This window comes from Sulfitobacter mediterraneus, assembly GCF_016801775.1.
Taxonomy (GTDB): Bacteria; Pseudomonadota; Alphaproteobacteria; order Rhodobacterales; family Rhodobacteraceae; genus Sulfitobacter; species Sulfitobacter mediterraneus_A.
This window is the reverse complement of record NZ_CP069004.1, coordinates 1648668-1675284: the sequence shown is the minus strand read 5'-3', so window position 1 is coordinate 1675284 and position 26617 is coordinate 1648668. Positions and strand designations below refer to the sequence as shown.

The 26617-nt window shown below is 57.5% G+C and carries 24 protein-coding genes and 1 tRNA gene; 16 read left to right on the top strand and 9 right to left on the bottom strand.

The window, feature by feature from the left end:
* Positions 1 to 6 precede the first annotated feature (6 nt).
* From JNX03_RS08210 to JNX03_RS08195, 4 genes are read right to left on the bottom strand one after another with little or no spacing between them, the layout of a single operon-like run.
* Positions 7 to 846, bottom strand: a complete 840-nt coding sequence (locus JNX03_RS08210) for an amidohydrolase family protein (RefSeq protein ID WP_203211888.1) — start codon at positions 844 to 846, stop codon at positions 7 to 9.
* Positions 843 to 2327, bottom strand: a complete 1485-nt coding sequence (locus tag JNX03_RS08205; protein ID WP_203240804.1) for a tripartite tricarboxylate transporter permease — start codon at positions 2325 to 2327, stop codon at positions 843 to 845. The genes JNX03_RS08210 and JNX03_RS08205 overlap by 4 nt, the downstream gene beginning before the upstream one ends.
* 3 nt (positions 2328 to 2330) lie before the next feature.
* Complete coding sequence (locus tag JNX03_RS08200; protein ID WP_203211886.1) at positions 2331 to 2831, bottom strand: tripartite tricarboxylate transporter TctB family protein; 501 nt, start codon at positions 2829 to 2831, stop codon at positions 2331 to 2333.
* Positions 2828 to 3772 (bottom strand): Bug family tripartite tricarboxylate transporter substrate binding protein, encoded by a 945-nt coding sequence (locus JNX03_RS08195; protein WP_203211885.1) that lies wholly within the window; start codon positions 3770 to 3772, stop codon positions 2828 to 2830. The genes JNX03_RS08200 and JNX03_RS08195 overlap by 4 nt, the downstream gene beginning before the upstream one ends.
* A gap of 117 nt (positions 3773 to 3889) precedes the next feature.
* Here JNX03_RS08195 and JNX03_RS08190 point away from each other — a divergent pair, with 117 nt between their 5' ends.
* Positions 3890 to 4783, top strand: coding sequence for a LysR family transcriptional regulator (locus JNX03_RS08190; RefSeq protein WP_203211884.1), 894 nt, complete (start codon positions 3890 to 3892; stop codon positions 4781 to 4783).
* A 79-nt stretch (positions 4784 to 4862) separates the two neighbouring features.
* On the opposite strand, the gene JNX03_RS08185 is transcribed toward JNX03_RS08190, so the two are convergent.
* Positions 4863 to 5549 carry a GntR family transcriptional regulator gene (locus JNX03_RS08185; RefSeq protein WP_203211883.1) on the bottom strand — a complete coding sequence of 229 codons (687 nt, stop codon included), beginning with the start codon at positions 5547 to 5549 and terminating at the stop codon, positions 4863 to 4865.
* Between the two features lie 106 nt (positions 5550 to 5655).
* On the opposite strand from JNX03_RS08185, the gene JNX03_RS08180 reads away from it, so the two are divergent.
* The 14 genes from JNX03_RS08180 to JNX03_RS08115 all read left to right on the top strand — a co-directional run bounded on the left by JNX03_RS08180 (position 5656) and on the right by JNX03_RS08115 (position 21272).
* Positions 5656 to 6990: an FAD-dependent oxidoreductase gene (locus JNX03_RS08180; RefSeq protein ID WP_203211882.1), complete on the top strand. Its 1335-nt coding sequence runs from the start codon at positions 5656 to 5658 to the stop codon at positions 6988 to 6990.
* A 24-nt stretch (positions 6991 to 7014) separates the two neighbouring features.
* A complete protein-coding gene (locus JNX03_RS08175; RefSeq protein WP_203211881.1) occupies positions 7015 to 7767 on the top strand; it encodes an enoyl-CoA hydratase/isomerase family protein in 753 nt (250 codons plus the stop codon).
* A complete protein-coding gene (locus JNX03_RS08170) occupies positions 7764 to 9362 on the top strand; it encodes an acyl CoA:acetate/3-ketoacid CoA transferase (RefSeq protein ID WP_203211880.1) in 1599 nt (532 codons plus the stop codon). The genes JNX03_RS08175 and JNX03_RS08170 overlap by 4 nt, the downstream gene beginning before the upstream one ends.
* Entirely contained in the window at positions 9359 to 10450 is a 1092-nt protein-coding gene (locus tag JNX03_RS08165) for a dihydrodipicolinate synthase family protein (RefSeq protein ID WP_203211879.1), read from the top strand. The genes JNX03_RS08170 and JNX03_RS08165 overlap by 4 nt, the downstream gene beginning before the upstream one ends.
* 24 nt (positions 10451 to 10474) lie before the next feature.
* The gene (locus tag JNX03_RS08160; protein WP_203211878.1) at positions 10475 to 11530 is read left to right on the top strand and encodes an NAD-dependent epimerase/dehydratase family protein; all 1056 of its coding nucleotides are present in this window, start codon (positions 10475 to 10477) and stop codon (positions 11528 to 11530) included.
* 39 nt (positions 11531 to 11569) lie between these two features.
* Entirely contained in the window at positions 11570 to 12322 is a 753-nt protein-coding gene (locus JNX03_RS08155) for an ABC transporter permease (protein ID WP_203211877.1), read from the top strand.
* Positions 12319 to 13095: an ABC transporter ATP-binding protein gene (locus JNX03_RS08150; RefSeq protein ID WP_203211876.1), complete on the top strand. Its 777-nt coding sequence runs from the start codon at positions 12319 to 12321 to the stop codon at positions 13093 to 13095. The genes JNX03_RS08155 and JNX03_RS08150 overlap by 4 nt, the downstream gene beginning before the upstream one ends.
* A gap of 35 nt (positions 13096 to 13130) precedes the next feature.
* Positions 13131 to 14111, top strand: a complete 981-nt coding sequence (locus JNX03_RS08145) for an ABC transporter substrate-binding protein (protein WP_203211875.1) — start codon at positions 13131 to 13133, stop codon at positions 14109 to 14111.
* A gap of 60 nt (positions 14112 to 14171) precedes the next feature.
* Entirely contained in the window at positions 14172 to 15602 is a 1431-nt protein-coding gene (locus JNX03_RS08140; protein WP_203211874.1) for a mandelate racemase, read from the top strand.
* Positions 15603 to 15711: 109 nt separating this feature from the next.
* A tRNA-Gly gene (locus JNX03_RS08135) sits at positions 15712 to 15786 on the top strand.
* Between the two features lie 99 nt (positions 15787 to 15885).
* Entirely contained in the window at positions 15886 to 17709 is a 1824-nt protein-coding gene (locus JNX03_RS08130) for an ABC transporter transmembrane domain-containing protein (protein ID WP_203211873.1), read from the top strand.
* A gap of 65 nt (positions 17710 to 17774) precedes the next feature.
* Positions 17775 to 18206, top strand: a complete 432-nt coding sequence (gene lysM / locus JNX03_RS08125) for a peptidoglycan-binding protein LysM (RefSeq protein ID WP_037908994.1) — start codon at positions 17775 to 17777, stop codon at positions 18204 to 18206.
* Positions 18207 to 18441: 235 nt separating this feature from the next.
* Complete coding sequence (locus JNX03_RS08120; protein WP_203212184.1) at positions 18442 to 20319, top strand: acyl-CoA synthetase; 1878 nt, start codon at positions 18442 to 18444, stop codon at positions 20317 to 20319.
* Positions 20316 to 21272: an alpha/beta hydrolase gene (locus JNX03_RS08115; RefSeq protein WP_231024278.1), complete on the top strand. Its 957-nt coding sequence runs from the start codon at positions 20316 to 20318 to the stop codon at positions 21270 to 21272. The genes JNX03_RS08120 and JNX03_RS08115 overlap by 4 nt, the downstream gene beginning before the upstream one ends.
* A gap of 18 nt (positions 21273 to 21290) precedes the next feature.
* Here the strand turns inward: JNX03_RS08115 and JNX03_RS08110 are convergent, their stop codons facing one another.
* A complete protein-coding gene (locus JNX03_RS08110) occupies positions 21291 to 22127 on the bottom strand; it encodes an alkaline phosphatase family protein (RefSeq protein WP_203211872.1) in 837 nt (278 codons plus the stop codon).
* Positions 22128 to 22340: 213 nt separating this feature from the next.
* Here JNX03_RS08110 and JNX03_RS08105 point away from each other — a divergent pair, with 213 nt between their 5' ends.
* A complete protein-coding gene (locus JNX03_RS08105; RefSeq protein WP_203211871.1) occupies positions 22341 to 23567 on the top strand; it encodes a hypothetical protein in 1227 nt (408 codons plus the stop codon).
* A gap of 6 nt (positions 23568 to 23573) precedes the next feature.
* On the opposite strand, the gene JNX03_RS08100 is transcribed toward JNX03_RS08105, so the two are convergent.
* The 3 genes from JNX03_RS08100 to JNX03_RS08090 form a co-directional block, all read right to left on the bottom strand.
* Positions 23574 to 24071 (bottom strand): cysteine hydrolase family protein, encoded by a 498-nt coding sequence (locus tag JNX03_RS08100; RefSeq protein ID WP_231024281.1) that lies wholly within the window; start codon positions 24069 to 24071, stop codon positions 23574 to 23576.
* A 122-nt stretch (positions 24072 to 24193) separates the two neighbouring features.
* Positions 24194 to 24595, bottom strand: a complete 402-nt coding sequence (locus tag JNX03_RS08095; RefSeq protein WP_231024283.1) for a MarR family winged helix-turn-helix transcriptional regulator — start codon at positions 24593 to 24595, stop codon at positions 24194 to 24196.
* Positions 24596 to 24783: 188 nt separating this feature from the next.
* Positions 24784 to 26535, bottom strand: coding sequence for a DUF4214 domain-containing protein (locus tag JNX03_RS08090; protein ID WP_203211869.1), 1752 nt, complete (start codon positions 26533 to 26535; stop codon positions 24784 to 24786).
* Positions 26536 to 26617 lie beyond the last annotated feature (82 nt).

Below are 26617 nucleotides of genomic sequence, written 5' to 3'. Positions count from 1 at the left end.
CCGGTTTCAGAACCCGTAAAGCTGCGCGGGGTTGGCGCAGAGTATCCGGTTGTAGGTCTCCGGATCCTCATTACACCAATCCAGCAGAAGGTTGAGCAAATGCGTTTCTGACGGGGCGGGGACATCGTTGGTATGCGGCCAGTTTGAAGCCCAAAGCATCCGGCCGGGCGCATGTGCAATCAAGGCACGTGCCTCTGCGGCGACATCCTCAAAATCCGGTCCGCCGCTGCGCGAATTGACATAGGGCGCCGAGATTTTCACCCAGGCCCCGGCGTCCACAAGCGTGAGCAATGTGCGGAACGCATGATGTGTGACTTTGACAGGAGGGAGGAACCTGCCGATATGTGCGATGACGACATCGCAAGGCAGAGCACAAAGTGTCGAAACCAGATCGGGCAGTTCGCGCCCGTTGACCTGTATCTCAATGTGCCACCCCAAGGGTGCGATGCGCTGGGCGGTTTGCACCAGCCCGTCGCGGGTAACTGCCCCCCCATCCAGCAAAAAATAGCGCAAGCCGCGTACTCCGCGCTGGTGCAGATCGTGAAGCTGCGCATCGGAGACATCGGGGGAAACCACCGCCACCATACGTGCATTGCCGTCGAACTGCGCCACAGCGCCAAGCTGCACAGAATTGTCTTGCCCGTAATGTGTGGGCTGGACCAGAATCGCCCGGCTGAGCCCCAACGCCTCTTGCACCTTGGTATATTCGCTGCGCCCGCAGGGTGGGGGCAACGGTTTTTGCGCGCTCTTGGCCCGTTTTACCCCTGCCGCAAAGAAATGGATGTGGGTGTCGCAGGCCCCGGCATCGGGGCGCAGCCGAAGTGTTTCTGTGCAGCGGTTCGTCATGTTTTGTCGCCGCGCCGGGGGATCATTTGCAGGGCCAGCAGAACCCCGGCAGAAAGCACAAAGAAAAGGCTGACAGGCCGGGTCAGCATGGGCAGATAAGACCCGCCAGAGGCCTGCAAGCCGGACCGCAGCTCTGCTTCCAGAATGCTGGCCAGCACAAAGCCGATGACGAAGGGGCCGACAGGCACCTTTGCCCGTTCGAGCAAGACCCCAACGAGGCCAAACCCGATCACCACGTAGACATCAAACATCCGGTTCGACAGACCAAAAGCACCGATGACGCAGAACACAAAGATGGCAGGCATCAGGTAGGCGGTTTTGATCCGCACGATCCGTGCCAATGCCGGCAGCGCAAGAACCATCATGGCGAACATCAAGACATTGGCGATCAGGTAGGCCGCCATCAGGGCCCAGACAAACTCACCGTTGGTTACAAACAAAAGCGGACCGGGCTGGATTTGGTGCAGCACCAATGCCCCCAGAAGGATCGCATCGATGGGGCTTCCGGGAATGCCCATGGTGATCAGCGGAACCAAGGCCCCGCCAACGTTCGAATTGTTGGCCGATTCCGAGGCGACGATGCCTTCTTCGCAGCCCGTGCCGAACTTTTCGGGGGTCTTGGAAAAGCTTCTGGCGGTGCCATAGGCGATCATCGACGCGATGGAGGCGCCAACGCCGGGCAGAACACCGACAAAGGTGCCGATCACAGAAGAGCGGAACATATTGCCGCCGTGGCGACGCAAGTCGCGCAAGCCCGGCAGTTTTGTCTTGTCAAACTTTGCCATGATCGGCGGCGCGCCGCGGGTGGCAGCGGCTGCGGTGTCTCTGATGATTTGGCTCATCACAAAAACACCCAGCAGGACGGGCAATAGGTTGAATCCGTCCGCAAGCTCATCCACACCAAAGGTCAAACGCAATTGACCATCGCTTTCATTCAGGCCAGGCAGGGCAAAGGCAATGCCAAGCGCGCCGCCAAGCAGGCCTTTTGCCATCGAGCCTTTGGACAACGCGGCGATCAGGACCATCGCCAGCAACACCATGCTGAAATATTCCCAGGGTCCGAAGGTCAGCGCCAGCTTGGCCAGCGGCGGGGACATGACAACCAGAAAAACACCTGCGATCAATCCACCTACCAAAGAGGCGGTGACGCCAAGACCCAAGGCTCTGCCCGCTTCGCCGCGGGCCGCCATCGGGTGGCCGTCAAATGTGGTCATGACAGCCGAGGGCGTTCCGGGCATGCGCAGCAGGGTCGCGCTGACCATTCCGCCGGACACAGCGCCGACATACATGCCAATCATCATCACCAGCGCATCGGTCGCGTTCATCCCGAATGTCAGCGGAATGGTCAGCGAGATAAGCATCCCGCCGCCGAGGCCAGGGATAGCACCAACCACGATACCGCAGCCAACACCGAGGATCAGCCAAAGCACGGTTGGAAATTGCATGACCTGTATGAGGGCAGAAAACAGAGCTTCAGTCATAGTTTACACCGGCAGATCCATGTAAAAGAATTTCGTAAAGATCCACTGGCCGCCAACGCCGAGGATCAAACCAATGATCAGGTTCACGATCAGCACCGACCGTTCAGGCCGGATGATGGCGCCTGCTGCGGGGATGAACAGGAGTGTTGCTAGCCAGAAGGGGACAATCCGGAAATCCAGCACGCCGGTATAAAGCAATGCCAACAGCACAATGCCGGCCCCGTTTGCGGCTCCTTGAAGGGAGGCCTCGCCGGTGGCTCCCGATTGCCGCCGCTGCCGCACATAGGGCATCAGCACAAGCAGTGCCAAACCGGCCAGAACAACAGCCACTGCCTTTGGCACGGCAGCCGATCCCAAAGGATCAAATGTTGGCGGTGGCAGCACCGATGCACCTGCGTATAATCCAGCCGCAATGATGGCGGTAAAGATACAGAGGTGGAGATCGGCGTTGTCCGTCGGGCGGGGTGAGCCGCCCTCAGGCAGGTTTTCGGCTGGCGTGCTCATTTCGACGCTTTGACCGTTTCGACCAGTGGTGCAATTTTGGCGCTAAAGTCGTCAAGCTGGGCATCAAGGGCATCCGGTTCGATGAAGCTGGCCGAAATGCCCAGAGTTTCGAATTCTGCCTGTAGATCTGCGTTGGACATTGCCGCTCGCAGGGCATCGCGCATGACGTTCAACCGGTCTTCGGGCGTCCCTTTGGGCGCGAGCCAGATCCTTGTGTGCTGCGCAGAAACCGGTATGCCGATCTCGGCTGCTGTGGGCACATCAGGCAAAGCCGCGCTGCGTTCATTTGCAAGGACGGCGATGGCACGCAGCCCCGAATCCTTGTGTTTGACCAGCTCGTTCACGCCAAAAGTGGCAAAATCATTGTGCCCGCCCAAGACCGCGGCCAGACGCTTGGCCCCGCCGCCGGCCTGGACAAAACGAAACTTTGCTCCGGCTTCCTCGGCCACCAGAAGTGGAAAGAAATGCACGGTCAGTCCGATGTTTGTGGCAGCCGAAAGCGTATCCGGCGCTGATTTGCCGCGCTCCAACAAGTCTTTCAAGGACGCGATGTCGCTGTCCTTGCGCACACCTATGCCAAGACCGACAAAACCCGTCGCGCCGACAATTTCGAAATCGTTGTGGTCGTAGTCCACCACACCCATGACATTCGAGGTCACGATGCCTTCGTGCCAGAACCCGAATGTATAGCCGTCCGGATCCGCCTTGAGAACTTCGCGGGTGCCGATGGTGCCGCCTGCGCCCTTCATATTCACGATGGCGATGCTTTCGGGCAGCAAGTTGTTGGCTTCAATGGTGCGCTGAACGATGCGGGCCGTGGTGTCCATACCGCCGCCAGCACCAGTCGGTACAATCAGCTTGATCGGTTGTTCGGGGTAATCCGCCAAAAGCGGGCTTGCCAATCCTGCGGCCATCGCCGCGGCAAGTGCCAGATACTTCATGATCTCTCCTCCCAGAGGTTAATTCCTGGTTAGCATGACAGGGTTGATGCATAAGCAATAGTTTCAATTTGTCATGCTGGCATGATAGCTTGTCATGATAGGTGGGCTGGAGGCCGTATGAACATCCAAAGTTTGCGACATTTCGTGACAGTTGCCGAAGAGGGCAGCCTTGGCCGGGCACGGGAAAAACTGAATATCACGCAGACCGGCCTCACCAAGAGTATCCAGCGGCTTGAGACCAGTCTTGGCGGCGCACTGTTTCGCCGGTCGGTTCAGGGCATGACATTGACCCAGGCCGGACGCACCCTGCTGCCCCATGCGCGGCTGGTTCTGGCGCAGTCTGATCGCGCGGTCAGTACCGTGTCCGACCTGATTGAGGGCCGGGATGGCGCAATCGCCATCGGAGCGGCGCCAGAGTGGCTTGAGTTTGGGGTCGAACAGGCGGTTCTTGACTTGCGCCAGAAATACCCCGGCACGCAAATTTTCATCTCGTCGGGGCGCAACACACGGGCCTTGGTCGCCGATTTGCGCGACGGGCGGCTGGATTTGGTGGTCGGGGTGTCACAGATGGAAGATATGGACGACCTGATTTTTGAACCGATCGCATCCAACCGTCAGGGGATCATCCTGGCCAAAGGGCACGAACTGCTGGAGAACGATCCGGTTTCTCTCAAAGATCTGGAGGCCTACCAGTGGGTGTTGCCGGTTCGGAGCACCTTGTTCCGTGCCCGATTGGACAATCTGTTTTTGGAGCAGGGGCTGGCGCCCCCCGTTGCAGAGATAGAGACCAACTTTATGCCGTTTGTGATTTCCTGCGTCGGGCATAGCGGGATGCTTGGCACCGCAACCGACGCGCTGATCGCTGCGCATCCGCGATCCGATGTGACATTTCTGGAAATGGGGTCGATGCTTGAGCGGCCCATGGGCATCATGACACGGGCAGGCGAGCCGGTCACGCGGCCGCAGAGGCGTTTTGTTGATGTGCTCAAGGCGCATGTTGGAAAAGTGTAGCAAGCGCAGGTCTTGGCCCTATTGTCTGCCCGCGCTGTTCCATAGGCAATTCGGCAGGCATGGCATGCCCATTGCGCGATCAGCCAATTCCGCGAATCGAATCCTTGGTGGCTTTCTCAAGACAATCCAAAAGGGCGCAGTTGCTTTCCATCGCGCCGGTTTCATCGCCAGCCGCAATTGCACGCAAGGTGGCGGCGTGATGTTTTGCGGCGATGGAAAAACTGTCGGTGTCCGAAATGGACGCATACCAAAACCGCCGCGAAAGGTTGTGAACAACGGTGATCTGGTTTTTAAGAAACCGGTTGCCCGTGGCTTCGGCCTGAATCTCGTGGATCATCTTGTTGATATCGAGGTAATGCTCAATGTCGTTTTCCTTGATGGCCCGCTCCAACTCATCCGCAAGATGCAACATGGCCTGCTTTTGTTTGGGCTTGGCGCGTTTGGCGGCCAAAGATACCACCAGCTTTTCAAGGGGGCGGCGCATTTCCAGCAGCTCCAGCTGGCCTGTGACATCAGCGGCGGTTACTAGAATTCCACGGCGCGGCAGAACCTCGACAAACCCTTCGAACTTCAGCCGCTGAAGCGCCTCGCGCACGGGCGTTCGGCCGCATCCCAACTCACGGCCAAGTTCGCTTTCTGAGATAAGCTGATGGGTGCCAAGGCGTCCTGTCACGATCATCTTTTGGATCGCGTCATAGGCAATGTCTGTCAGCGATCTGTCGCCCGCTTCGATCACCGCCGGATCTTCAACAATCTCTTTTACCATCAGTCATGCTCCACTTCGGGGCAAATGTAATTGTTGACAAGGTGTATATCAATTGCTTATTAGTCAAATCAACAACTGATATATCAGATGACGATCAGGGGGTGAGATGACTGCGCAAGACCTAAGAGCCAAGCAAAGACTGGATTGCGATTTGGTTGTCGTTGGCGGTGGCGCCGCAGGGGTGACAACCGCAACCATTGCGGCACGCGCCGGTCTGCGGGTCGTCGTGATTGAACGTCACGGCTTTGCTGGCGGCGGGGCAGTGGCCGGTCACTCCGGCACCATTTGCGGGCTCTACGAGGCAACCGATAATCAGTCCGATGCGCCAGTCCTGGCCGTGCATGGATTTGCATCGGAATTTATCAGCCGGATGGAAGAACGCGGCGGACTGGCAGAGCCAGTGCAATACGGAAAAACCTTTACCCGCGTGCATGATCCGATTGTCTGGCGTGAGGTGTCGGATGATCTTTTGACCGAGGCGGGCGTTACAACCATCTATCACGCGGTCGCAACGCGCGTTCTGGCCGAAGGTGAGAAAATCGAAGGTGTCGAGGTTTGGACAAAACAGGGGCCGCTGGAGGTGCGCGCCAAGGTCACTGTGGACGCGTCAGGGGACGCAGATATCGTGGCAATGGCAGGCCTGCCCAACTTTGTCGGAGACAACGGGCGGGTGCAGAACCCGACGATGATCTTTCGGCTTTTGGGTGTCGATGTCGGTGCGTTCAAGGCACGTTATGGCGCGGACACCATTATGCCGCCAGATGTCTCGCAACTGATCATCGATAGCAATGCATCCGGGAAATATACCCTGCCGCGGGCCAAGATCTGGCTTTTTCCAACAACCCGCCCGAATGAGCTGCTTTGCAATTGCACGCGGATCATTGGCGAGGATGGTCGCGAGTTGAACCCATTGTTCTGGAAAGACTTTTCAGAGGCGGAAATACAGGGGCGCCGGCAAGCCCGTGAATACGCGCGGTTCTTCAAGGACAATCTCGTGGGATGTGAGCAGTCCTTTGTCAACGACATGGCGGTTCAGGTGGGGGTTCGGCAAACCCGGCAGGTCGAAGGCGCGACCAAGCTGACCAATACTGACGTGGTCCTTGGCACAAAATTCAAACATGGGATCGCGCGGTCCCCTTGGCCGATTGAACTGCATTCGGGAATAAAGCCTAAGGTCGAATGGCTGCTGAACGACGTTTATGAAATCCCCTTTGGGTGTTTCGTTCCGCAGGCGGGCGAAAACCTGATGGTCGCTGGCCGGTGCCTGTCGGCAGAGCATGAGGCCGTCGCCTCGGCTCGTGTGACGGCGCAGTGTTTTGGATACGGTCATGCGGTGGGTCACGCGGCGGTGATAGCCGCGCGGGACGGCGTTGCCCCAAGAGATATTCAAGGCGCGGATATCCGCATGATTTTGAACCGTGAAAATGCCCGGCTGGACTAAGACCCGCCTGACTGGAGAACTGCAATGAGCGATCAGATTTTGATAGATCACAAAGACGGCTACGCAATCGTCACAAACAACAAACCGGCCCGCCGCAATGCGCTGGGCACACAAAGCATGGCCGAACTTTATGCCGCGCTGCTGGATCTGGAAAAAGATCCCGAGTGTAAAGCGGTTGTTCTGACCGGTGCGGCACCAGCGTTCTGTGCGGGCAGTGATCTCAAGGAGCTGGGCGGGCTTTCGATACCGGACATGTGCGCCCATGAGGCGGAAACCGCACGTATCGCACGACAGATCGGGATGTTGTCCATTCCCGTTGTGGCGGCCGTGGAGGGGTATGCGCTGGGCGGCGGGTTTATCCTGGCGACGTCCTGCGACATCGTTGTCAGTGCGGCCAGCACAAAATGGAACATGCCAGAGGTGCGCAATGGCTGGATCCCGCCTTGGGGTCTGCAAACCTTGGCGGCGCGCACGAGCGCTGCAAACGCCCGGCTTATCACATGGGGTGTTCTGGAGATCGACGGGGCAGAGGCGCTGCGTCTTGGGGTTGCCGATGTGATTGCCCCGGACGGAGAGGCGCTGGTTGCCGCTTGCGGAATTGCAAAGCGGTTGGCCGAATTGCCCGCGAATGCCGTGGCCTCAACCAAGAGGTTCTTTGAAACAACCGCCACGGCTGATGCCGAACGGCAGGATGCAGAGGCCAACCGATTGTTTGGGCTTGATTGCCAAAGCGAGGCGGCCAAGGCCGTTCTGGCCAAGTTTACGGTGGCCCGATGAACAAGATTGTTACAGAAGCCCAAGCCGTTGCGGACATTCCGTCACATGCAACAGTTGCCAGTGCGGGTGTCATCGGCTGGGTCACACCGGACAAGGTGCTCAAGGCATTGGGGGACCGGTTTGCACAAACCGCCGCGCCCCGCGATCTGACATTCTTTTTCCCTTGCGGGACAGGGGATGCGGTTGGCATCAAGGGGATGGATCACGTCGCCCGTGAAGGGCTGATGAAACGCATCGTGTCGGGCAGCTATATTAATCCGGTTGATCCGGCGACAGGGCAGCGACCAGCCTTGATGCGATTGATCCATGACAACAAGGTCGAAGCTTACAGCTGGCCGATTGGCGCAACCATGCATTGGCTGCGCGAAGTGGCCCGCAAGAGCCCGGGATATATGACCCGCGTTGGTCTGGGAACATATGCCGACCCCCGTCACGGCGGTGGCAAGTTTACCGATAAGGCAACCGAGGATCTGATCCGTGTGATCACCCTCGATGACGAGGAGCTGTTGTTCTACCCCAGTTGGCCCATCGATGTGGCGATCCTGCGGGCGGCCACGGCAGATGAACATGGCAACCTCAGTTGGGAAGATGAGCCGCTGACCACCTCCAACGTCGCATTGGCGCTGGCGGCCAAGGCGTCGGGCGGCAAGGTGATTGCCCAAGTGCGCCGCGTTGTGCCCGTGGGGGATCGTCCCGCCAGCCAGAATCGGCTTCCGGGCGTGTTTGTCGATCAGGTGGTTGTTGATCCCGATATGATGATGACCACTGATGTGCCCTATGATGCGGCCTATTTCGGCGGCGAGCACAAGGATATCTCAACCCTTTCCGCGCCACCGTTTTCGGTGGATCGGATTATTGCCAACCGGATCGCCCCGGAGGTTCGCAAGCACGAGCTGTCAATCTTTGGCTTTGGCGCGGCCACCGATGTGCCTTTGGTCATGGCCGAGAACGGCCAGTTTGATAACGGTGGCATATACGATTATCCCGGCACGACGGAACACGGCGCCTACGGCGGTATCGTGATGCCCGGCTGGCAGTTTTCGGCCAATATCAACCCTGATGCATTGCTTGATGGGGTCACGCAGTTTGACGTGATCGATGGGGGATTGTGCAAATTCACTGCGCTGAGTTTTGCGGAATATGACGCTTCCGGCGTTGTGAACGTGTCGAAATTTGGCAAGGCCAATCCGGGTGCTGGTGGATTTATCGACATCGCGCAGAATGCCGAACGCCTTATTTTTGCAGGTACTTTCACAACCGGTGGATTGCGTGCCGATGTGGTCGCTGGCAAGCTGGTGATCGAACGGGAGGGGAAAGTGCGGAAGTTTGTCAAAGAAGCCGCCTCCATCACCTACCGGGTTCAACACGGTGTATCCGAACGAAACCAGGATGCGTTGATCGTCACTGAACGGGCTGTTTTCAGATGCGCTGCGGATGGTCTTGAGCTGATCGAAATTGCGCCTGGCATTGATCTTCAAACGCAGGTTCTTGACCTGATGGATTTTGCACCGGTCAGAATAGCGGAGCCGCTGGCCCTGATGGATGCGGCCCATTTCTTGAAACCAGATCGGGAAGAGGAGCGCGTGAGCACATGATTGCCCAAGACATCCCAAAAGAGGCGTTGAACCTTCTTCGTACCGGCGTGGCCATTCCGGCCCATCCGTTACTGTTGGACAATGACCGCAAGTTGGACACCACCCGCCAACAGGCCGTCACGCGGTATTATTTGGATGCCGGGGCAGGCGGCATTGCCGCGGGCGTTCACACAACCCAATTCGCCATCCGCGACGTCGGACTTTATGAGCCGGTCTTGCGCCTCGCAGCCGAGACAGCGCTTGACTGGACAGACGACGCGCGGCTTCTCATTGCGGGGGTGACGGGCAAAACGGCGCAGGCTACCCAAGAGGCGCAGGTCGCACGGGGGCTGGGGTATCACGCGGCACTCTTGAACCTTGCCCACCTGAACGGCGTGCCGGAGGCGGAGATTCTTGAGCATTGCCGGACCGTTGCAAAGGAAATGCCGGTCATCGGATTTGCTCTTTTGCCTTCGGTGGGGGGCTTCCATCTGTCCTATGAGTTCTGGAAGGCCTTTGCGCAGATTGAAAACGTCATCGCGATCAAGATGGCCCCGTTTGATCGGTACCGGACGATTGATATTGTCCGCGCGGTCTATGATGCCGGCGCCGAAGATCGGATCACGCTCTACACCGGCAATGACGATCATATCATTCTGGATCTGATCCAGCCTTTCGTTGTGCGCTCTGAGGATGGCAAACAAGAACGCCGGGCCCGCATTCGCGGCGGGCTTCTGGGCCATTGGAGCGTTTGGGTCGAGAAATCCGCCAAGATGCTGCGCCGCATTCAGGCGGTTCCGGATGGCGCGGATATGCCCGAAGATCTGCTGGCCCTCGATAGCATGGTAACAGATTGTAATCTGGCGATTTATGACGCGCTGAACGATCTCAAGGGCTGCATCCCCGGTTGTCTCGAAGTGTTGCGCCGGCAGGGGCTGGCAGAGAACACATTGTGCCTCAATCCGGACGAAACCCTAAGCCCCGGTCAACTTGAACAAATTGACCGCGTTTACCGGATGTATCCGGAAATGAACGACGACATCTTTGTAAAAATCAATCTTGAACGCTGGCTGAGCGGTGACCAAAACGCGCACCCGCTTGTGACCTGAACGACCCCAAGGGGAGGAACCCAAATGACAACTACAATTGAAACCCTGAACCCGAGCTTGTTTCCCGAAGCGTTTCGCGATGTCGAACACCTTGAAGATTTCATGTCGATCCCGACACAGGAGGTCGTTGATGATCTGAACAGTCTGGACGGCGACATCATGATCTTGGGCGTCGGCGGAAAGATCGGCGTGACAATGGCCCGCATGGCCAAGAAGGCCTGCCCGGACAAGCGCGTGATCGGTGTCTCGCGGTTTTCCGAAGAAGGCGTGCAAGAGCGGCTGAATGCATGGGGCATTGAGACGATCCCGTGTGATCTGCTGGATCGGGATGCTGTGAACGCGCTGCCGAAGATCAAAAACGTGATCTACATGGCGGGGCTCAAGTTCGATTTCCGGGGCCGCGAAGATTTCCTCTGGGCAATGAACACAATCGCGCCGCAGATCACGGCCGAAGCTTTCAAAGACAGCCGGCTCGTCACTTTTTCGACCATTCACGTCTATCCATGGTCGAACCCTCTGCATGGCGGAGTAACGGAACAGGATCTGCCCTTGGCCCGGCCCGGCGAATACGCAAACTCTGTCGTCGGCCGTGAACGGACATTCGAGTATTTCTCCAAACTGCACGGGACGCCCGGCCGCGCCATGCGCTTTGTCTATGCGATCGACCCCCGCTATGGCGTGATGCAGGAAATCGCGAGCTGGGTGAAAGACGGAAAAGATATTCCGCTGGACACGGGCCACGTCAATATCATGTGGCAGGGCGATGCAAATGCGCAATTCCTCCGCATGTTGGCAAACACCACCGTTCCAACCAGCCCGATCAACGTTGGTGGCCCAGAAACTGTATCGGTACGCTACCTCGCCAACCGGTTTGGCCAGGAGTTCGGGATCGAGCCGCGGTTCACCGGCCAGGAGCAGGACAATTGTTTGCTGGTCAACTGTGACAAGGCCAACGGCATTCTGGGCAATCCGGTTGTCCCGATGGATCCGATGATCAAATGGGTCGCTGACTGGGTCAAGACAGGCAAACCCGTTCATGGCAAACCGTCAAAATTCGAAGTGCGATCAGGCGAATTTTGATCGGACCAGCAACGCACTTTGAACAAGGAGGGACGCAACATGTCCGCTCGTGGATACTTATACGCAATTGCGGCGCATATCGGGTTCGTCCTGTTGTGGCAGCTCGCTGTCATCGTCGCTGATGTACCCAGCTACATCTTGCCATCACCGCTCGAGACCATCGCGGAAATCACGGACAGTTCTTATAACTGGTGGACCCATACATGGGTCACCACGTTGGAGATCTTTGGCGGTTATGCCATGGCTGTGATCGTGGGGGTGGCGCTGGCGGTTTTGTTCGTCTGGGTGCCGCCGCTGAACGCATCGCTGATGCCGCTGCTGGTGACTTTGAACATGGTGCCCAAAGTCGCGATGGCGCCGTTGTTCATCATCTGGTTCAGCTACGGCATTGTTCCCAATATGATAATTGCATTCACAATCTGCTTCTTCCCGATTGTTCTGACGACCTATCGCGGGTTGGTCGAGGTGGAGCCGGATCTTATCAACCTGGTCAAGGCGCTCAAGGCGAACCGCTGGCAGATCTTCATCAAGATCCAATTGCCTGGATCTCTCCCCTATCTGTTCTCCGGGATGAAGGTTGCCGCAATCCTCGCTGTGGCAGGCGCAATCGTGGGCGAATTCATCGCCTCCGAAGAGGGTTTGGGGAACTTTCTGCTGATCCAGCAGAACGCGCTCAACACCTCGGCAATGATGATGGCGCTGCTGCTGATCACGGCGATTGGCATGGCCCTCTACGGCTTTGTCATCGCGCTCGAATACATCTTCATCACACGTAAGGGAATTCAGACATGAGCAAGATCGATCCTCAGCCCTTCGTCAAACTGGACGGCGTTAAGAAAGTCTTCAAGGTTGGCGACAAAGAGTTCCTTGCTGTGCAGGATGTCTCCTTTGAAGTGAAAGAAGGGGAATTGGTGTCGATTGTCGGGCCGTCAGGCTGTGGTAAATCGACCATTCTCAGCATCCTGTCCGAACTGCATCCCGCCACCGAAGGCACCGTGCAAATCGGCAATGACCTGTCCCCGTTTACGCCGGGTAAAGACATCGGCATGGTGTTCCAGAAGGCGCTCTTGCTGAAATGGCGCACAATCATCGACAACGTCATGCTGCCGGCCGAAATCCTTGGACTTCCGCAAAAAGAAAGCCGGGAGCGGGCAAAAGACCTGATAGAGATGGTCGGCCTTGGCGATTTTGCCGATGCGTTTCCGCAGCAACTCTCAGGCGGCATGCAACAGCGGGCGTCGATTGCCCGCGCCCTTGTGCATGACCCGCGCCTGATTTTGATGGATGAGCCCTTTGGCGCATTGGACGCGCTGACCCGAGAGAGGATGAACCTCGAACTGCTTCGGATCTGGAAAGAAAGCAAAAAGACCATCTTGTTTGTCACCCACGGCATTCAAGAGGCCGTGTTTCTAGGCAGCCAGGTGGCCGTGATGACTTCCGGTCCGGCACGCATGGCCGCGCATTTCGATATCGACTTGCCAGAACCCCGAACGCTCGACGTCAAAACAACCGAAAAATTTGGCGAATACACCAAGCAAATCTATCGCCTGCTTGGATTGGACTGAACCAGAACCACGAAAATTCTCTAAGGGAGGAAACCATGAGAAACATAGCGAAACTGCTGGGCGCAAGCGCCCTGGCATGCACCACCTCAGCCGCAGCACAGGCCGAAGAATTGAGCCTGCAATTGAACTGGAAAGCCGGCGGCGATCACGCACCGATCTATTACGCCTTGCAACAGGGTTGGTACACCGACGCGGGTGTGGATCTTGAAGTACGGCAAGGCTCCGGCTCCGGTGCGGCGGCCAAAGCGCTGGATGTTGGGCAGGCAGAACTGGCCATCATCGACACGCCAACGGCGCTTCAGTTCCTGGGCAAAGGCAGCAAGATGAAAGGCATCTTTGTCGCCTACAATGACAACGCGGCTGGCCTGTATTGGAAAAAAAGCTCTGGCATCTCGAGTGTTCAGGATCTGAAGGGCAAGAAGATCGGCGCGCCTGCCTTTGACGCGGCCCGCCAGATGTGGGTTCCGATTTCTCAGGCGATTGGACTCGATCCCGATGATGTCACTTGGGTGAATTTGCAGCCCACGGCCAAGGTGGCGGCATTGCAGTCAGGCTCCATTGACGCGACGACGCATTTCTATTCCGTGCACTTCATCTACGAAGACATCTTTGGTGATGATCTGGGCTATGCGCTTTTGCGCGATGAGGGCATGAACAACTACAGCCTTGCCTATTGGGCCAGTGATGACACGCTTGAAACCAAAAAGGATGCGGTAAAAGCGATGGTCAACGTGACGCAAAAGGCATTCTCCTTCTGCCTGGAAACGCCAGCACCCTGCGCCGCGGCCTTGTCCGAAGCGGTCAGCCTGAAGTTGTCAGATGCGGAGCGCCAGTTGGAATATGCGTCGCGGGTCATGCCCGGTGTCGGCAACACGTTGTCCGTCGGAGAATGGAGCGGTGACCGCCTCGCGCAGGACTATAAGGTGGTTCAACAGGCCTATGGTCTTGATGATCTGGATACATCAACGGTGTTTACCAATGAATTCATCGATACATCAGTGACCTACCCAAAGTAATCGATCCGAAACAACCGCCCCTTTGGCCGAAATGCCGAAGGGGCAAATATAAGTGCGTCCATGTCTGAATTTCAGTTTACCGTCGACGAAGTCATTCAACTCGAGCGGCCGGTGACATTCCGAATGCCGTTTCGGTACGGTGTTGTCACCTTAACATCAGCGCCAGAAGCCTATGTCGCGGTCCGCATTACAACCCGTGATCAGAAGTCTCATTGGGGCATCGCCGCCGACCTTCTGGCGCCCAAATGGTTCGACAAATCACCTGAATTGACCAACCAGGACAACTTCGAACAACTGCGCCGTTCCATAGCAATTGCCGCCAGCCATTATGTTGACGGGCGGCGGTACGCCAGTGCATTTGGCCATCACAGCGCTGCGGAAACCATACATCACGAAGAATGCGCCGAACAAGAATTGCCGGGTCTTGTTGCGGGGTTTGGTTTGGCCCAAATCGACCGGGCCATTCTAGATGCATGTTGCCGCGCTTGGGGTGTGTCCTTTGCCGCGGCCATTGCGCGGAATCTTCCGGGCATCACAAGTGACACAGCACATGATTTGACGGGTTTTGACCTGCCGTACTTCCTTGCATCGTTGCGTCCTGCGGACACAATGACAGTGCGGCATACTGTCGGCCTTACAGATGTGATCGAGGCGCAAGGCAAGGCCGCCGATGGGCCGAATGACGGATTGCCGCAAACCCTGCGCGAAAATTGCGAGGCTTACGGGCTGCGTGCATTCAAGCTCAAGCTGTCCGGTGATGCGCCTGCAGACATTGATCGTCTGAGCCGGATCGCAGGGGTACTGGATGACTTGCCGGGCGGATATTTCTGCACACTTGATGGCAATGAACAGTTTCAAACACCCGACGCCTTTGCGGCGTTTTGGGAGAACGCAAAAGCCCAACCACAACTGGGCCGTCTGACAAACGCAGTGAGAATTGTGGAACAGCCCATCGCAAGGGCGAACGCACTTTCGGTGCCTTTGGGCCAGGTCGGCGCGGATATACCCTGCGAAATCGACGAATCCGATGCAAACATGACCGCATTTTTTGCTGCGCAAGCCTTGGGTTATCGCGGTGTATCCAGCAAATCCTGCAAGGGGGTATACCGGTCCCTGTTGAACCGTGCGCGGGTGGCCAAATGGAATGCTGAAGATCCGTTGGGCGGGTTCTTCTTGTCCGCCGAGGATCTGTCCACCCAGGCCGGGATCGCCTTGCAGCAAGACGTGGCCTTGGCCAACCTCATTGGATGCACGCACATAGAGCGCAACGGCCATCAATACGGTGACGGGCTTGCAGGTGCCCCGCAAAGCTGGCGCTCGGCGCTGCTGGATCAACATGGGGATCTTTATCGCGCCGGGGACGGGCGGGTGGATCTGAAAATCCAGCAAGGTCAGCTTTCGACACGGTCCATCAACTCCAGCGGCTATGGGACAAGTCTGCCCTTGTCGCTATTGCTGGATGCGTTTGAAACCGTCCAGCATGTCCGTTAGCCCGTGATGGATGCAAGCTTGAGGCCTCTTGAACCGTCCTGCACGGCCCATGATCCTCATATTGCACTTGACCCCCATAACCCTTTGAAATAATCACCAACCTGTCCGAGCGGGCGTTGTGTAATGGTTAAGACCTCAGTTTTCCAAACTGAAGATGAGGGTTCGATTCCCTCCGCCCGCTCCAACATTTCCCATCATTTGAATTTGCACGCCGCGACAGTAGGGCGCTTGACCCTGCCGTTGGCTCAGGCCATGACCGGTGCACCATCACAAAGGATGTTCCATGGCCCGGCGCACGACCCTCAACACCCCGCCACCGGTTCCGGCTGGCACTGCCAACGCTGAACGGGAGAAATCTCGCAAGTTGGGGGCGCTGCGGGCGTTGATGCCGTTCATGTGGCCCTACCGCGCGTTGATGATCGCTGCTGTTCTTGCGCTGATCTCGACGGCGGTGATCTCGCTGACCTTGCCATTGGCGGTGCGCCGCGTGGTGGACAATTTCGGCACCAGTGAGCCTGAGCTTCTCGATCAGTACTTTCTCGCGGCTTTGGTGATTGCAGGGCTTCTGGCGGTTGGAACGGGTCTGCGTTATGCGCTTGTCACCCGCTTGGGCGAACGGGTTGTGGCCGACATTCGCAAGGCAGTTTTTGATCGCGTGATCGGAATGAGCCCGGCGTTTTACGAAAACATCATGACCGGTGAAGTGCTGAGCCGGATTACGACGGACACCACGCTGATCTTGTCGGTGATCGGATCGTCGGTCTCAATTGCGCTGCGTAACCTTTTGATTTTTCTAGGTGGCCTTGTTCTGATGCTGCTGACATCTGCCAAGCTGACGGGGCTCGTCCTGTTGATCGTGCCTGCTGTTGTGATCCCGATTTTGACTCTGGGCCGCAGGCTGCGCGTGATGAGCCGCGAAAACCAGGATTGGATTGCGGCGTCCTCAGGCAATGCATCGGAAAGCCTTACTGCCGTGCAGACAGTGCAGGCCTTCACCCATGAAATGGCCAGCCGAGGTCAGTTTGCGCAGATGACCGAGGCGTCTTTTGATGCAGCGCGGCGGCGGATCAAGACCCGCGCGGCGATGACGGTGATTGTGATTTTCCTGGTGTTCTCGGGCGTGGTTGGTGTGCTTTGGATCGGGGCGCGGGATGTGCGGGCAGACCAGATGTCAGCAGGTGCCTTGGTGCAGTTTGTGATCTATGCGGTGATGGTCGCCGGCGCGGTTGCGGCACTGTCAGAGATCTGGGGCGAATTGCAGCGCGCAGCAGGGGCCACAGAGCGGCTTGTCGAGTTGCTGCAAACCGAAGACGCGGTGCAAGATCCGGCCAATGCCGCGACATTGGCACAGCCGGTCAAAGGGCTGATCGCGTTTGAAGATGTGCATTTTTCCTATCCGGCACGGCCCGATGTTGTTGCACTGGATGGTGTGACGCTGACCATCACGCCGGGTGAAACCGTTGCCTTTGTCGGCCCGTCGGGCGCAGGCAAGACCACGATCATCCAGCTTATCCAACGGTTCTATGACCCGGCGTCCGGGCGCATCACTCTGGATGGTGCCGATCTGCGCACATTGGCGCGGGACGATTTCCGCCGGTCGATTGCTCTGGTGCCGCAAGATCCGGTCATTTTTGCGGCCAGCGCCGCTGAAAACATCCGCTTTGGCCGCCCTGATGCCTCGGATGCCGATGTGCAGGAGGCAGCACGCGCCGCCGCCGCCCATGCGTTCATCAGCGCCTTGCCGGAGGGCTATGACAGCTACCTTGGCGAGCGGGGCGTGATGCTGTCTGGCGGTCAAAAACAGCGGATCGCGATTGCCCGTGCCATCTTGCGGGATGCCCCGGTGCTGCTGCTGGACGAGGCAACCTCGGCTCTGGATGCAGAAAGCGAACGCGCGGTGCAACTGGCGGTGGACAAGCTGAGCGCGGACCGCACCACATTGATCGTGGCCCACCGATTGGCGACTGTGAAAAAGGCCGACCGGATTGTCGTTTTGGAGGCGGGCCGGATCGTCGCGACCGGAACTCATGACGAACTGGTCGCCAAAGGCGGGCTTTACGCGCGGCTGGCACGGTTGCAGTTTACAGACGGGATGGCGGCAGAGTAGCCTGAAAGGGATCTGTTCCGGTTCGGCGCTGTTGCCGGACCTTTATCATCAATGGGAGTATTGAGATGGGTTTGTGGAGTTTTGTTAAGGACGCTGGCAAAAAGGTTTTTGGCGGCGGTGATGATGAAGAGGTGACCGGTGCGGCCCTGAAGGACGAGCTGAAGGAGCTGGGCCTGGATTCCGATGATCTGGATATCACGGTCGAAGGAGACACCGTCAAGGTCAGCGGCAAGGCCGCCAGTCAGGAAATGAAGGAAAAGGTCATCCTCGCGGTGGGCAACGTCGAAGGCGTGGCAGCGGTTGAGGATGACGTATCGGGCGGCGACGCCGATCCGGTGTTCCACACCGTTGAAAAGGGTGACACGCTTTGGGCGGTTTCGGAAAAGGCATTGGGCAAGGGATCGCGTTATATGGAGATCTTCGAGGCGAACAAGCCGATGCTCAGCGACCCGGACAAGATTTACCCCGGCCAGGTGCTACGCATCCCCGCAGCCTGATCACCGTTTCAGCCACGTAGGGCAGAGGGCAGCCCCCCTGGACCCCCTGACGTATTTAAGGCCAAAAAGGCTGGAGGCGCCGGTACAGCAATGTCCGGCGCCTTTTGTCGTGACGTCATAGAGGGTGACGCGGCGTCCATGTACCTTGCAAGCTTGCGAAATGCTGCATTTCGCCGCATCCTGTCCTTCAGGGAAAACAAAGCCGAAAAATCGGCGCTCAAGGGGAGGAATGGCGATGACATTTGCCGGGATGGAGGATCGCAACGCGATCGAGGCGGAAATGCCGTGGGCGGAACGGGATGTGCCCAAGACGCTTTATGGGTTGCTGAGTGACACAACCGCGAAGTTTCCGAACCACAATGCGATCTCGTATCAGATTTTTTCGGGTCCGAAGGACAAGGCGGAGACGCTGAACTGGACCCAGCTTCATGGCCGTGTGACACAGGCAGCGAACCTGTTCCGGTCACTGGGCGTCGGCCCCAAGGATGTGGTGGCCTATGTGCTGCCCAATTGCAATGAAACCGCGATCACCCTGTTGGGCGGCGGTGTGGCGGGGATCGCCAATCCGATCAACCCGCTTTTGGATGCCGAACAGATCGGATCGATCCTGCGCGAAACCGGGGCGTCTGTGGTTGTGACATTGCGCCCGTTCCCCAAGACGGATGTGGCCGAGAAAACCGCCGAGGCGGTCAAGCTGGCGCCGGGTGTCCATACGGTTCTGGAAGTGGATCTGGTGCGCTATCTGACGCCGCCAAAGTCTTGGATCGTGCCATTGATACGCCCCAAGGGCCGGGTCGAAAATCAGGCCAAATATATGAATTTCAATGCCGAGCTGGCCAAGCAGCCTACGAAGTTGACCTTTGAGGACGTGCAAGAAGACCGCGTGGCGTTCTATTTCCACACGGGCGGCACCACGGGCATGCCAAAGGTCGCGCAGCACCTGTATTCCGGCACGATCTACAACGGTTGGGTCGGCTCGACCTTGCTGCTGGACGAAAACGACGTGATGCTTTGCCCATTGCCGCTGTTCCATGTGATGGCCTGTCAGGTGATGCTGCTGGGCGCGCTGTCTTCTGGTGCGCATATCGTTTTCCCAACCCCGCAGGGCTATCGCGGCGAAGGGGTCTTCGACAACATCTGGAAACTGGTTGAACGTTGGAAGGTGACCTTTGTTGTGTCGGTGCCGACCGCGCTGGCCGCGACCATGCAGGTTCCGGTGAATGCTGATATTTCCACGGTGAAAACCGCTTTCTCAGGCTCCGCGCCTTTGCCGCTTGAGCTGTTCCGCCGGTTTGAACAAACCACCGGCATGACCATTGTCGAAGGCTACGGCATGACCGAGGCGACCTGCCTTGTGTCGGGCAACCCAGTGGACGGGGTGAAAAAGGTCGGATCGATCGGCATTCCGTTCCCCTACACAGATGTGAAAATCATCAAGGGAACGGACAAGGGCGATGTCGAGGCGGCGATTGACGAGATCGGCGAGATTTGCGTGTCCAATCCGGGTGTCTATGTGGGCAACACCTACACCGAGGCGGAAAAGAACGAGGGGCTTTACTACAAGGACAAGTATCTGCGCACCGGCGATCTGGGCCGTGTGGACAGCGACGGTTATCTGTGGATCACGGGCCGGTCCAAGGATCTGATCATCCGGGGCGGGCACAATATTGATCCGGCCGAGATCGAAGAGGCCTTGCTTAGCCATGAGGCTGTGGCCTTTGCCGGTGCGATTGGCCAGCCGGACGCGCATTCGGGCGAACTGCCCTGTGCCTTTGTTGAGCTGGTCGATGGCGCATCCGTCACACCCGAAGAGCTGTTGGCGCATTGCGAGAAAGAAGTGCATGAGCGGGCCGCGCGGCCCAAGCATATGACGATCCTGGATGAACTGCCAAAAACGGCAGTTGGCAAGATTTTCAAACCCGATCTGCGCAAGATGGCAATCACCCGTATTTTTAACCAAGAGCTGGAGAAAGCGGGCGTCGCGGCACGGGTGACTTCGGTGATCGATGACAAAAAGCGCGGTTTGGTGGCCAAAGTTGCGGGCAATGGCGCGTCCGAAGGGGATGTGGCCAATGTGCTGAATGACTTCACCGGGGCTTGGGATCTGGTGTGAGCCCCCCCGATTATCAATCGCTGATCGATGCAGAGACCTGGGCCTATATGGCCCGGCTCGACGCGGCCTATCCGCCCGATGCGGTTGAAATGACGATAGAGGATCAGCGGCGCCTCTATGACGACATGTGCGCGATCTTTTATCAGGGGCGTCCGGAGGGTGTCACGGTCACGGATGAACCTTACGGCGGCGTGCCCTGCCGCCGCTATGAGGTGTCAGACAGCGCGGTGACGGTGGTTTACTACCACGGTGGCGGCTTTGTCGTGGGCAGTCTGGACAGCCACGATGATGTCTGTGCCGAGATCTGCAAACGCACCGGATACCGGGTGATTTCGGTGGACTATGGTCTCGCGCCGGATGTGACTTTTCCGGGCTGTTTCAACGATGCCTGGGCGGCCTTCTCGGCCATTTCAGACGCGTTTGACGGTGATCTGATCCTTTGCGGCGACAGCGCTGGCGGCAATTTGGCGGCGGCGATGGCCCATCATGCGCGGGGCCGTATTGACGGGCGGGTCAGAGGGCAGGTGTTGATCTATCCCGGGCTGGGCGGCGATTGGGGGCAGGGATCCTACGTAGAGCATGCCAATGCGCCGCAGCTCACGGTCGCGGATATGGCGTTTTACCGTACCGTGCGCACGGGAGGGTTGGAGCCGCCAAAAGGTGATCCGCGGTTTGCACCTTTGCATGACAGCGATTTTGGTGGGTTGCCGCCAACCGTCCTGATCACCGCGCAATGTGATCCGTTGTCAAGCGATGGCGGTGCGTATCGCGATGCGGTGCAAGGTGCGGGCGGCAAGGCGGTGTGGTTCAACATGGATGGCATGGTGCATGCCTGTCTGCGCGCGCGGTCCTGTTCGGTCCGTGCGGCTGCGTTTTTTGATCGGGTGATTGATGCAGTGGCGGCACTGGGGCAGGGGCAATGGCCCTATGATGCGGAGCCGGCGGGGAAGTAACCCCACCAGATCAAACCTTTAGGACAAAAACCTCTTGGCTTTCATCGTGTCAGCAATCGGTGCGCCGAGCCTGTGCAGGATCGTTGGTGCCAGCTGCAATTGATCAATCACTATATCCTCTGCTGGTCCCTCAGCCGGCCCAAAGTAATAAAGCGCCGCCTCCTGTTGCAGCGGGTCGCGCCCGCCGTGGTGGCCGCGGGCGTCCTGACCGTGATCTGCGGTCACGATCACCTCATACCCAGCGGCCCGCCATTTGGGGATGAACGGGGCCAGCATTTCGTCCATCACGAAACAGGCATGATCCATTTCCTGGCTTTCGTGAAAGAACCTGTGGCCCATACTGTCGAGCGTGCAGGTGTGCAACATGCCGTAATTGAGACCAAAGCGCAGGCAGAGGTTGGTCAGCGAGGCAAAGAGATCCACATCAGAGGGGGTCATCTGATTGGTCTGTCCGTATCCAGTCATGGTGTGAAATCGGCCGTGGTTGATCGTGGCGCTGTCCGGTTCGTCATATTCGACATCACGGACATAATCGAAGGGATGGCGGTTAAAGAACTCTGACCAAAAGCTGTGTGCGACCGCGCCGGTCACGCCGCCCGCTTCGCGGACCTGGCTGAACACGTCTTTTTCCTTGAGGCGGAAGACATTGCCATTGCCGGTGCAGCCATGCACCGCAGGTGCAACGCCGGTGTGGATCGAGGCATAGCAAGAGGCGGAAATGGAGGGCAGCACCGACCGGATCTTCCAGACCCGCGCATCACCACTGTCCACCCAGCCTTCCAGATTGCCAAACAGCCTGCGCCAGTTGCGGTAGGGCACGCCGTCGAGAATGATCAGCAAAAGTTTGTTGTCCACGTGGCACCTCATTGCTTGCGGTTTTGAGAACCATCACAGATGTATTTCTGAATAGAAAGGGGGCAGTTGGGCCAAATTTATCACCTTTGCCCCACGTCACCTACCACTTAGGGGCCATGTGGCAAAATTGGTCATTCAGTCGATCACGAAACCGTGATAATTTGATGAAACTGCCGTATTTTCGGCGGTTATCAAATCGGGCGGGTTCATTTCATGACGCATTTTCAAAAGTTTACTGCTGCTTTGGCGGGTGTTTTTCTCCTTGTAGGGGCAAAGCCGGGAGAGGCGGACCAAGCCAATTCTCCCACAGGCACCTCCTTGCGTTATTCGGAACGGATGCTGGACCGGCAGGGGGACGTCACGGGCAAGGTGGGCATCGCCCTGCGGGCCCGGCAGTCAGGCGAGATTGGCACGCTGACCTTTGGCGGGCGACTTTTTGCCACGATCATTGCCGAGCGCACCAATACCGCTGGTAAATTCCCGATCCTGTCGCGGCTGCCGCCGACCCACACCAGCGGCACCTCTGATGTTTATGGCGTGGTGAACGAGGCCACCGTGCATGCCACATTGGCGCTGCCGATGGTCACAGCCTTTGCCCAGGCTGAATATACCGAAGTCGAATACCCCGGCCAGGATGCGCTGCAACTGCGCAAATACTGGGTCGCGCTTGGCGATCTGGACCGGTCGCCGTTTTACTTGGCAGTGGGGCGCAAGACGGTGAATTTTGGCAATTTTGCCACCTATGCCCCCTTCACCCATTCGCACAGCAATCACTATTTTTGGGCGCAATCGAAAGATCCGGTGATCGAAGTCGGCTATCTGGGCAAGAACACCGATCTGGCCTTTAGCCTTATCCCTGGCCATCGCGGTTTGCGGGTCGTGGACAGCCCGGACAACGATGGCGATTACGAGAATTACGCGGTCAACCTCGCGCACCGGGTGGACCTGAAGGGCGGGATGCAACTGCAACTGGGCGGTGGTTATCTGCGGGGCACGATCTATGACAGCGCAATTGCCCATCATCCGCCCTCTGCCGGAACCGCCCGTTTGTGGAATGGCGCCTATAACATGAACGCGACGCTGAGTGCAGACCGCTATGACCTGATGGCGGAGTTCACCAAGACCACCGGCATCTGGCCCGCGACCGGCCATAAGGTCAGCGCATTGACTCTTCAGGGCCGCTACCGGTCAGAGCTGTTTGGCAAACCCGCCACCTATTCCCTATCGCTGAGCCGCGGTGTGCAGGGGGCCAAGGGCACCGAGTGGGAAAAGATGGATCAGGCTGTGCTGGGCGTTGAGGTGGACATGAGCAAGCATCTAAAGCTGGGCGCGGAATACATGTTCAACGACGGGTTTGTGCCGCTGATCATGCCCAAGGCGGTCGGCGATGCGGGGGTACAATCTCATACGCTGATCATCGGTGCGAAACTGACCTTCTGATCCGGGCTAGATCAATGTAACGCCGTTTTCTTCAAGCTGTTTCAGGGCTTTCTCCCCGGCCGTTTGATCCCCGGCCAGGATCGTCCGCCGGTCAATTGTCACCTGATACCCCCGTGCGCGGGCGGCAAGCGCCGTTTTGGCCACGCAATAGGCGGTATCCAGCCCCATCACATGCAAATGGCCGACCCCAAGTTTTTTCAGCAAGGGGTCAAGTGCGCCCGTTTCAAATCCGTCCTGCACCCGCTTGACCAGTGTATGATCCGCCTTGCCCGCAAAGGGCCCGGCAATTTCGGTGCCATCCGAGCCCGCCACTGCAGCCCCCTTCATGGTGAGGCGTGCAATCACTCTGGTCGAGGGGATGGACCATTCCTGCCGCAGGGCGATGACGGGGATGCCATTGGCCTTGGCCCGTTCCACCGCATGCAAGATTGCGATTTCTGCCTTGGCCTTCTGATCTGCGTTGTAGGGGCCATCCTGCCAGAAGACGGTTTGCAGGTCGATCATCACAAGTGCCGTTTCGGACTGCCCTCGAACCAGAGGGCCGGTACTGACCCGTTTTATCAGCCTGATGCCGTGAAGAAGCCATAGGGTGAGACCGCCAATGACAAGAGCAGAAAGAAAAACCGTCACGGAGCCTTCTCCTCGGTGGCGGACTTTAGCCGCGCGATCAATTGCTGCATGGTTCTGAGTGTGATCTCCAACTCTTCATCAGGCAGATCGCCACCGATCCTTTTCAGCAATTCCTTCTCGCGCTGCATGACCTGAGCAATAAGGCTCTGCCCGGTCTCGGTCAGGGCAATGAGCTTGGAGCGTTGATGACGGGGGTTCGGGACCGCCTCAGTGAACCCGGCGTCATGGGTGTCGTTGATCATCAGCTGTACATATTGCCGTTTGATCTCAAGACGCTGCGCGATTTCGGGGACCGTCGCTGCGCCGCCATCTGCGAGGATTTCCAGCACCGCGCGCATGCGAACGGTCAGCCCGCTGCCCTCGAGGCCGCGTTCCACCGCCGCTTCTGCAGCCTGCATCAGGGGGCGGGATTGCCAGATAACCTGGTAAAGATGATGTAAGTGATTCATGACATTAAGCATGTCATAATGACATTTATAATGTCAAGGCGATCCAAACAAAAACAGGCCGGGCAATCGCGCCCGGCCTATGTCATATCTTACGCCAATTGGCGCGCTGTTCGTCAGGGTGAAGTTGACGTTCCAAGTTACGTGTCAAACATCCCGCCCGTGATGCCCACCATGGTGATCAACAACTCGCCCGTATCCGGGTCCATCGCTGCTTCGTGGTAATCCTCGATCAAGGTCTTCGCCTCGGCAAAGCTTTGACCGGAGCCGTCGAATGTCTCGAACACGTTTTCGGCATGATCGACATTGCTCATTCCTTTGTAGGCCGAAAAATAGAGACCCAGATAGGTCTTCGCCTCCAGAAACAGCGCATCGGTGACCCGCTGGGATATGGTTTCCGCACTGTCATCTGTGGAAGCTTCGGCCCGGGTGCCGCGGATGATCTCAAGCACCAATTCTCCACGGCTGATCTGGCCCGCCTCCAGCACGCCAGACCAAAACGCCAAGCCATCGGCATCCGGTGCACGGTTCAGGACGTTTTGATAGACGGCGGAAATGAACGCCGCAGGACCATCGTCAAACGGAAACAACGCCTGCGCCTCGACAGAGGCGGCAAGATGCCCTGCGACCTCTTCAAGAGACATCCCCTTCACCACATGCTGCGCCCAGAAATACAGACCCAAAGCATCTGGCGCACGGTCGAAAAACGCGGTGTAGATCTCAACCAATTCGCGCGCTTCTGCGTCACTCAATTCAACCGCATCGCGAAGTGCGCCAATATTGAGGGCTGTGGCGTCTCCTGTCAGGTGATGCACCTCATCGTTGGTATGGAAATGAAAGGTGCTCAGCTCATTTAGATCAATGGTACGGTCCTGAAATTCCAGAAAATCAATGTTGAACAGGGTGTCTGAGCCTTCTCTGTCCGCCACTTTGTCTTGGACGGAGATGGTTCGCATCAGCAATACCGTGTCAAGCGATGCAGAAGGGCCGATGCCTTCGTAGTGGTCAAGCGGCACGATGCTCTGCAATTCTGTATGAATCCTCGCGACGTTCTGCTCGACATTTATGATAAAATTTGAGCTTGGATAGTTATAAACCGCTGTTGCCCCCACGGACACATCGCTGCCAAATATTCCTTTTTCGGTTGACCTCAGTTCATCATTTCCTGGCCCGCCGTATAGACGATCTTGCCCGATATCCGAGAAAATGAAATCGTCACCGCTTCCCCCGAACACGGTATCATCACCGATGGAGGACCGGATATGATCGTCACCGGCACCGCCTTCGATTACGGTATTCGCTGAGGGGGCAAATGTCTTCCAACGTTCAACATAGGTGAGATCGATGTCAGTATCTGGCAATATTTGATCGCTGACCAACACATTGCCGAAAAAATCGTAAAATTCAGGCTCGATCTGAATACGGTCATCGCCATCATGCCCGTTTACGACAAGCGGTGTTGTGCCATCGGACAATGCCTCAACGGTGATTTCGTCATCTCCGGCAAAAAAGGCCGCATCCAATTCGTTGGTCCAGGGCTGATCATTGGCTTGGCCATTGCCGGCTACGGCATTGGAGTAGTGACTGAAATCAACGCCATTGACGTCAAGCTGCACAACCGTTTGCTCGATCGGGACACCTTCGTAAACATAGGACGGTTCCTCAAGCGTCGTTCTGATGCCGGTGATGGTGCCTGTGATCCTGCCGTCGCCGTCTTGCTGAAAAGACCCTGTTAATCTGGTCTTCAATTCCGCTTCACCCAAAGCTTCAAATGTGACTGCGGTTGCGGAAAAATGCGTGTTGAATGTGGTGAAGGTTCCTGTTGGATCGACGTAATTGTCTGAGACGGGCCGCACAAAAGCTGGCGCCGAAAAGATAAAGAATTGTGACATGAAATTACCTGTCGTTGAGGGGTGTACAGTAACCTGTTAACCTCCCTATGCGCTGATCGCAAGTTCAATCTTTGATTGCAAG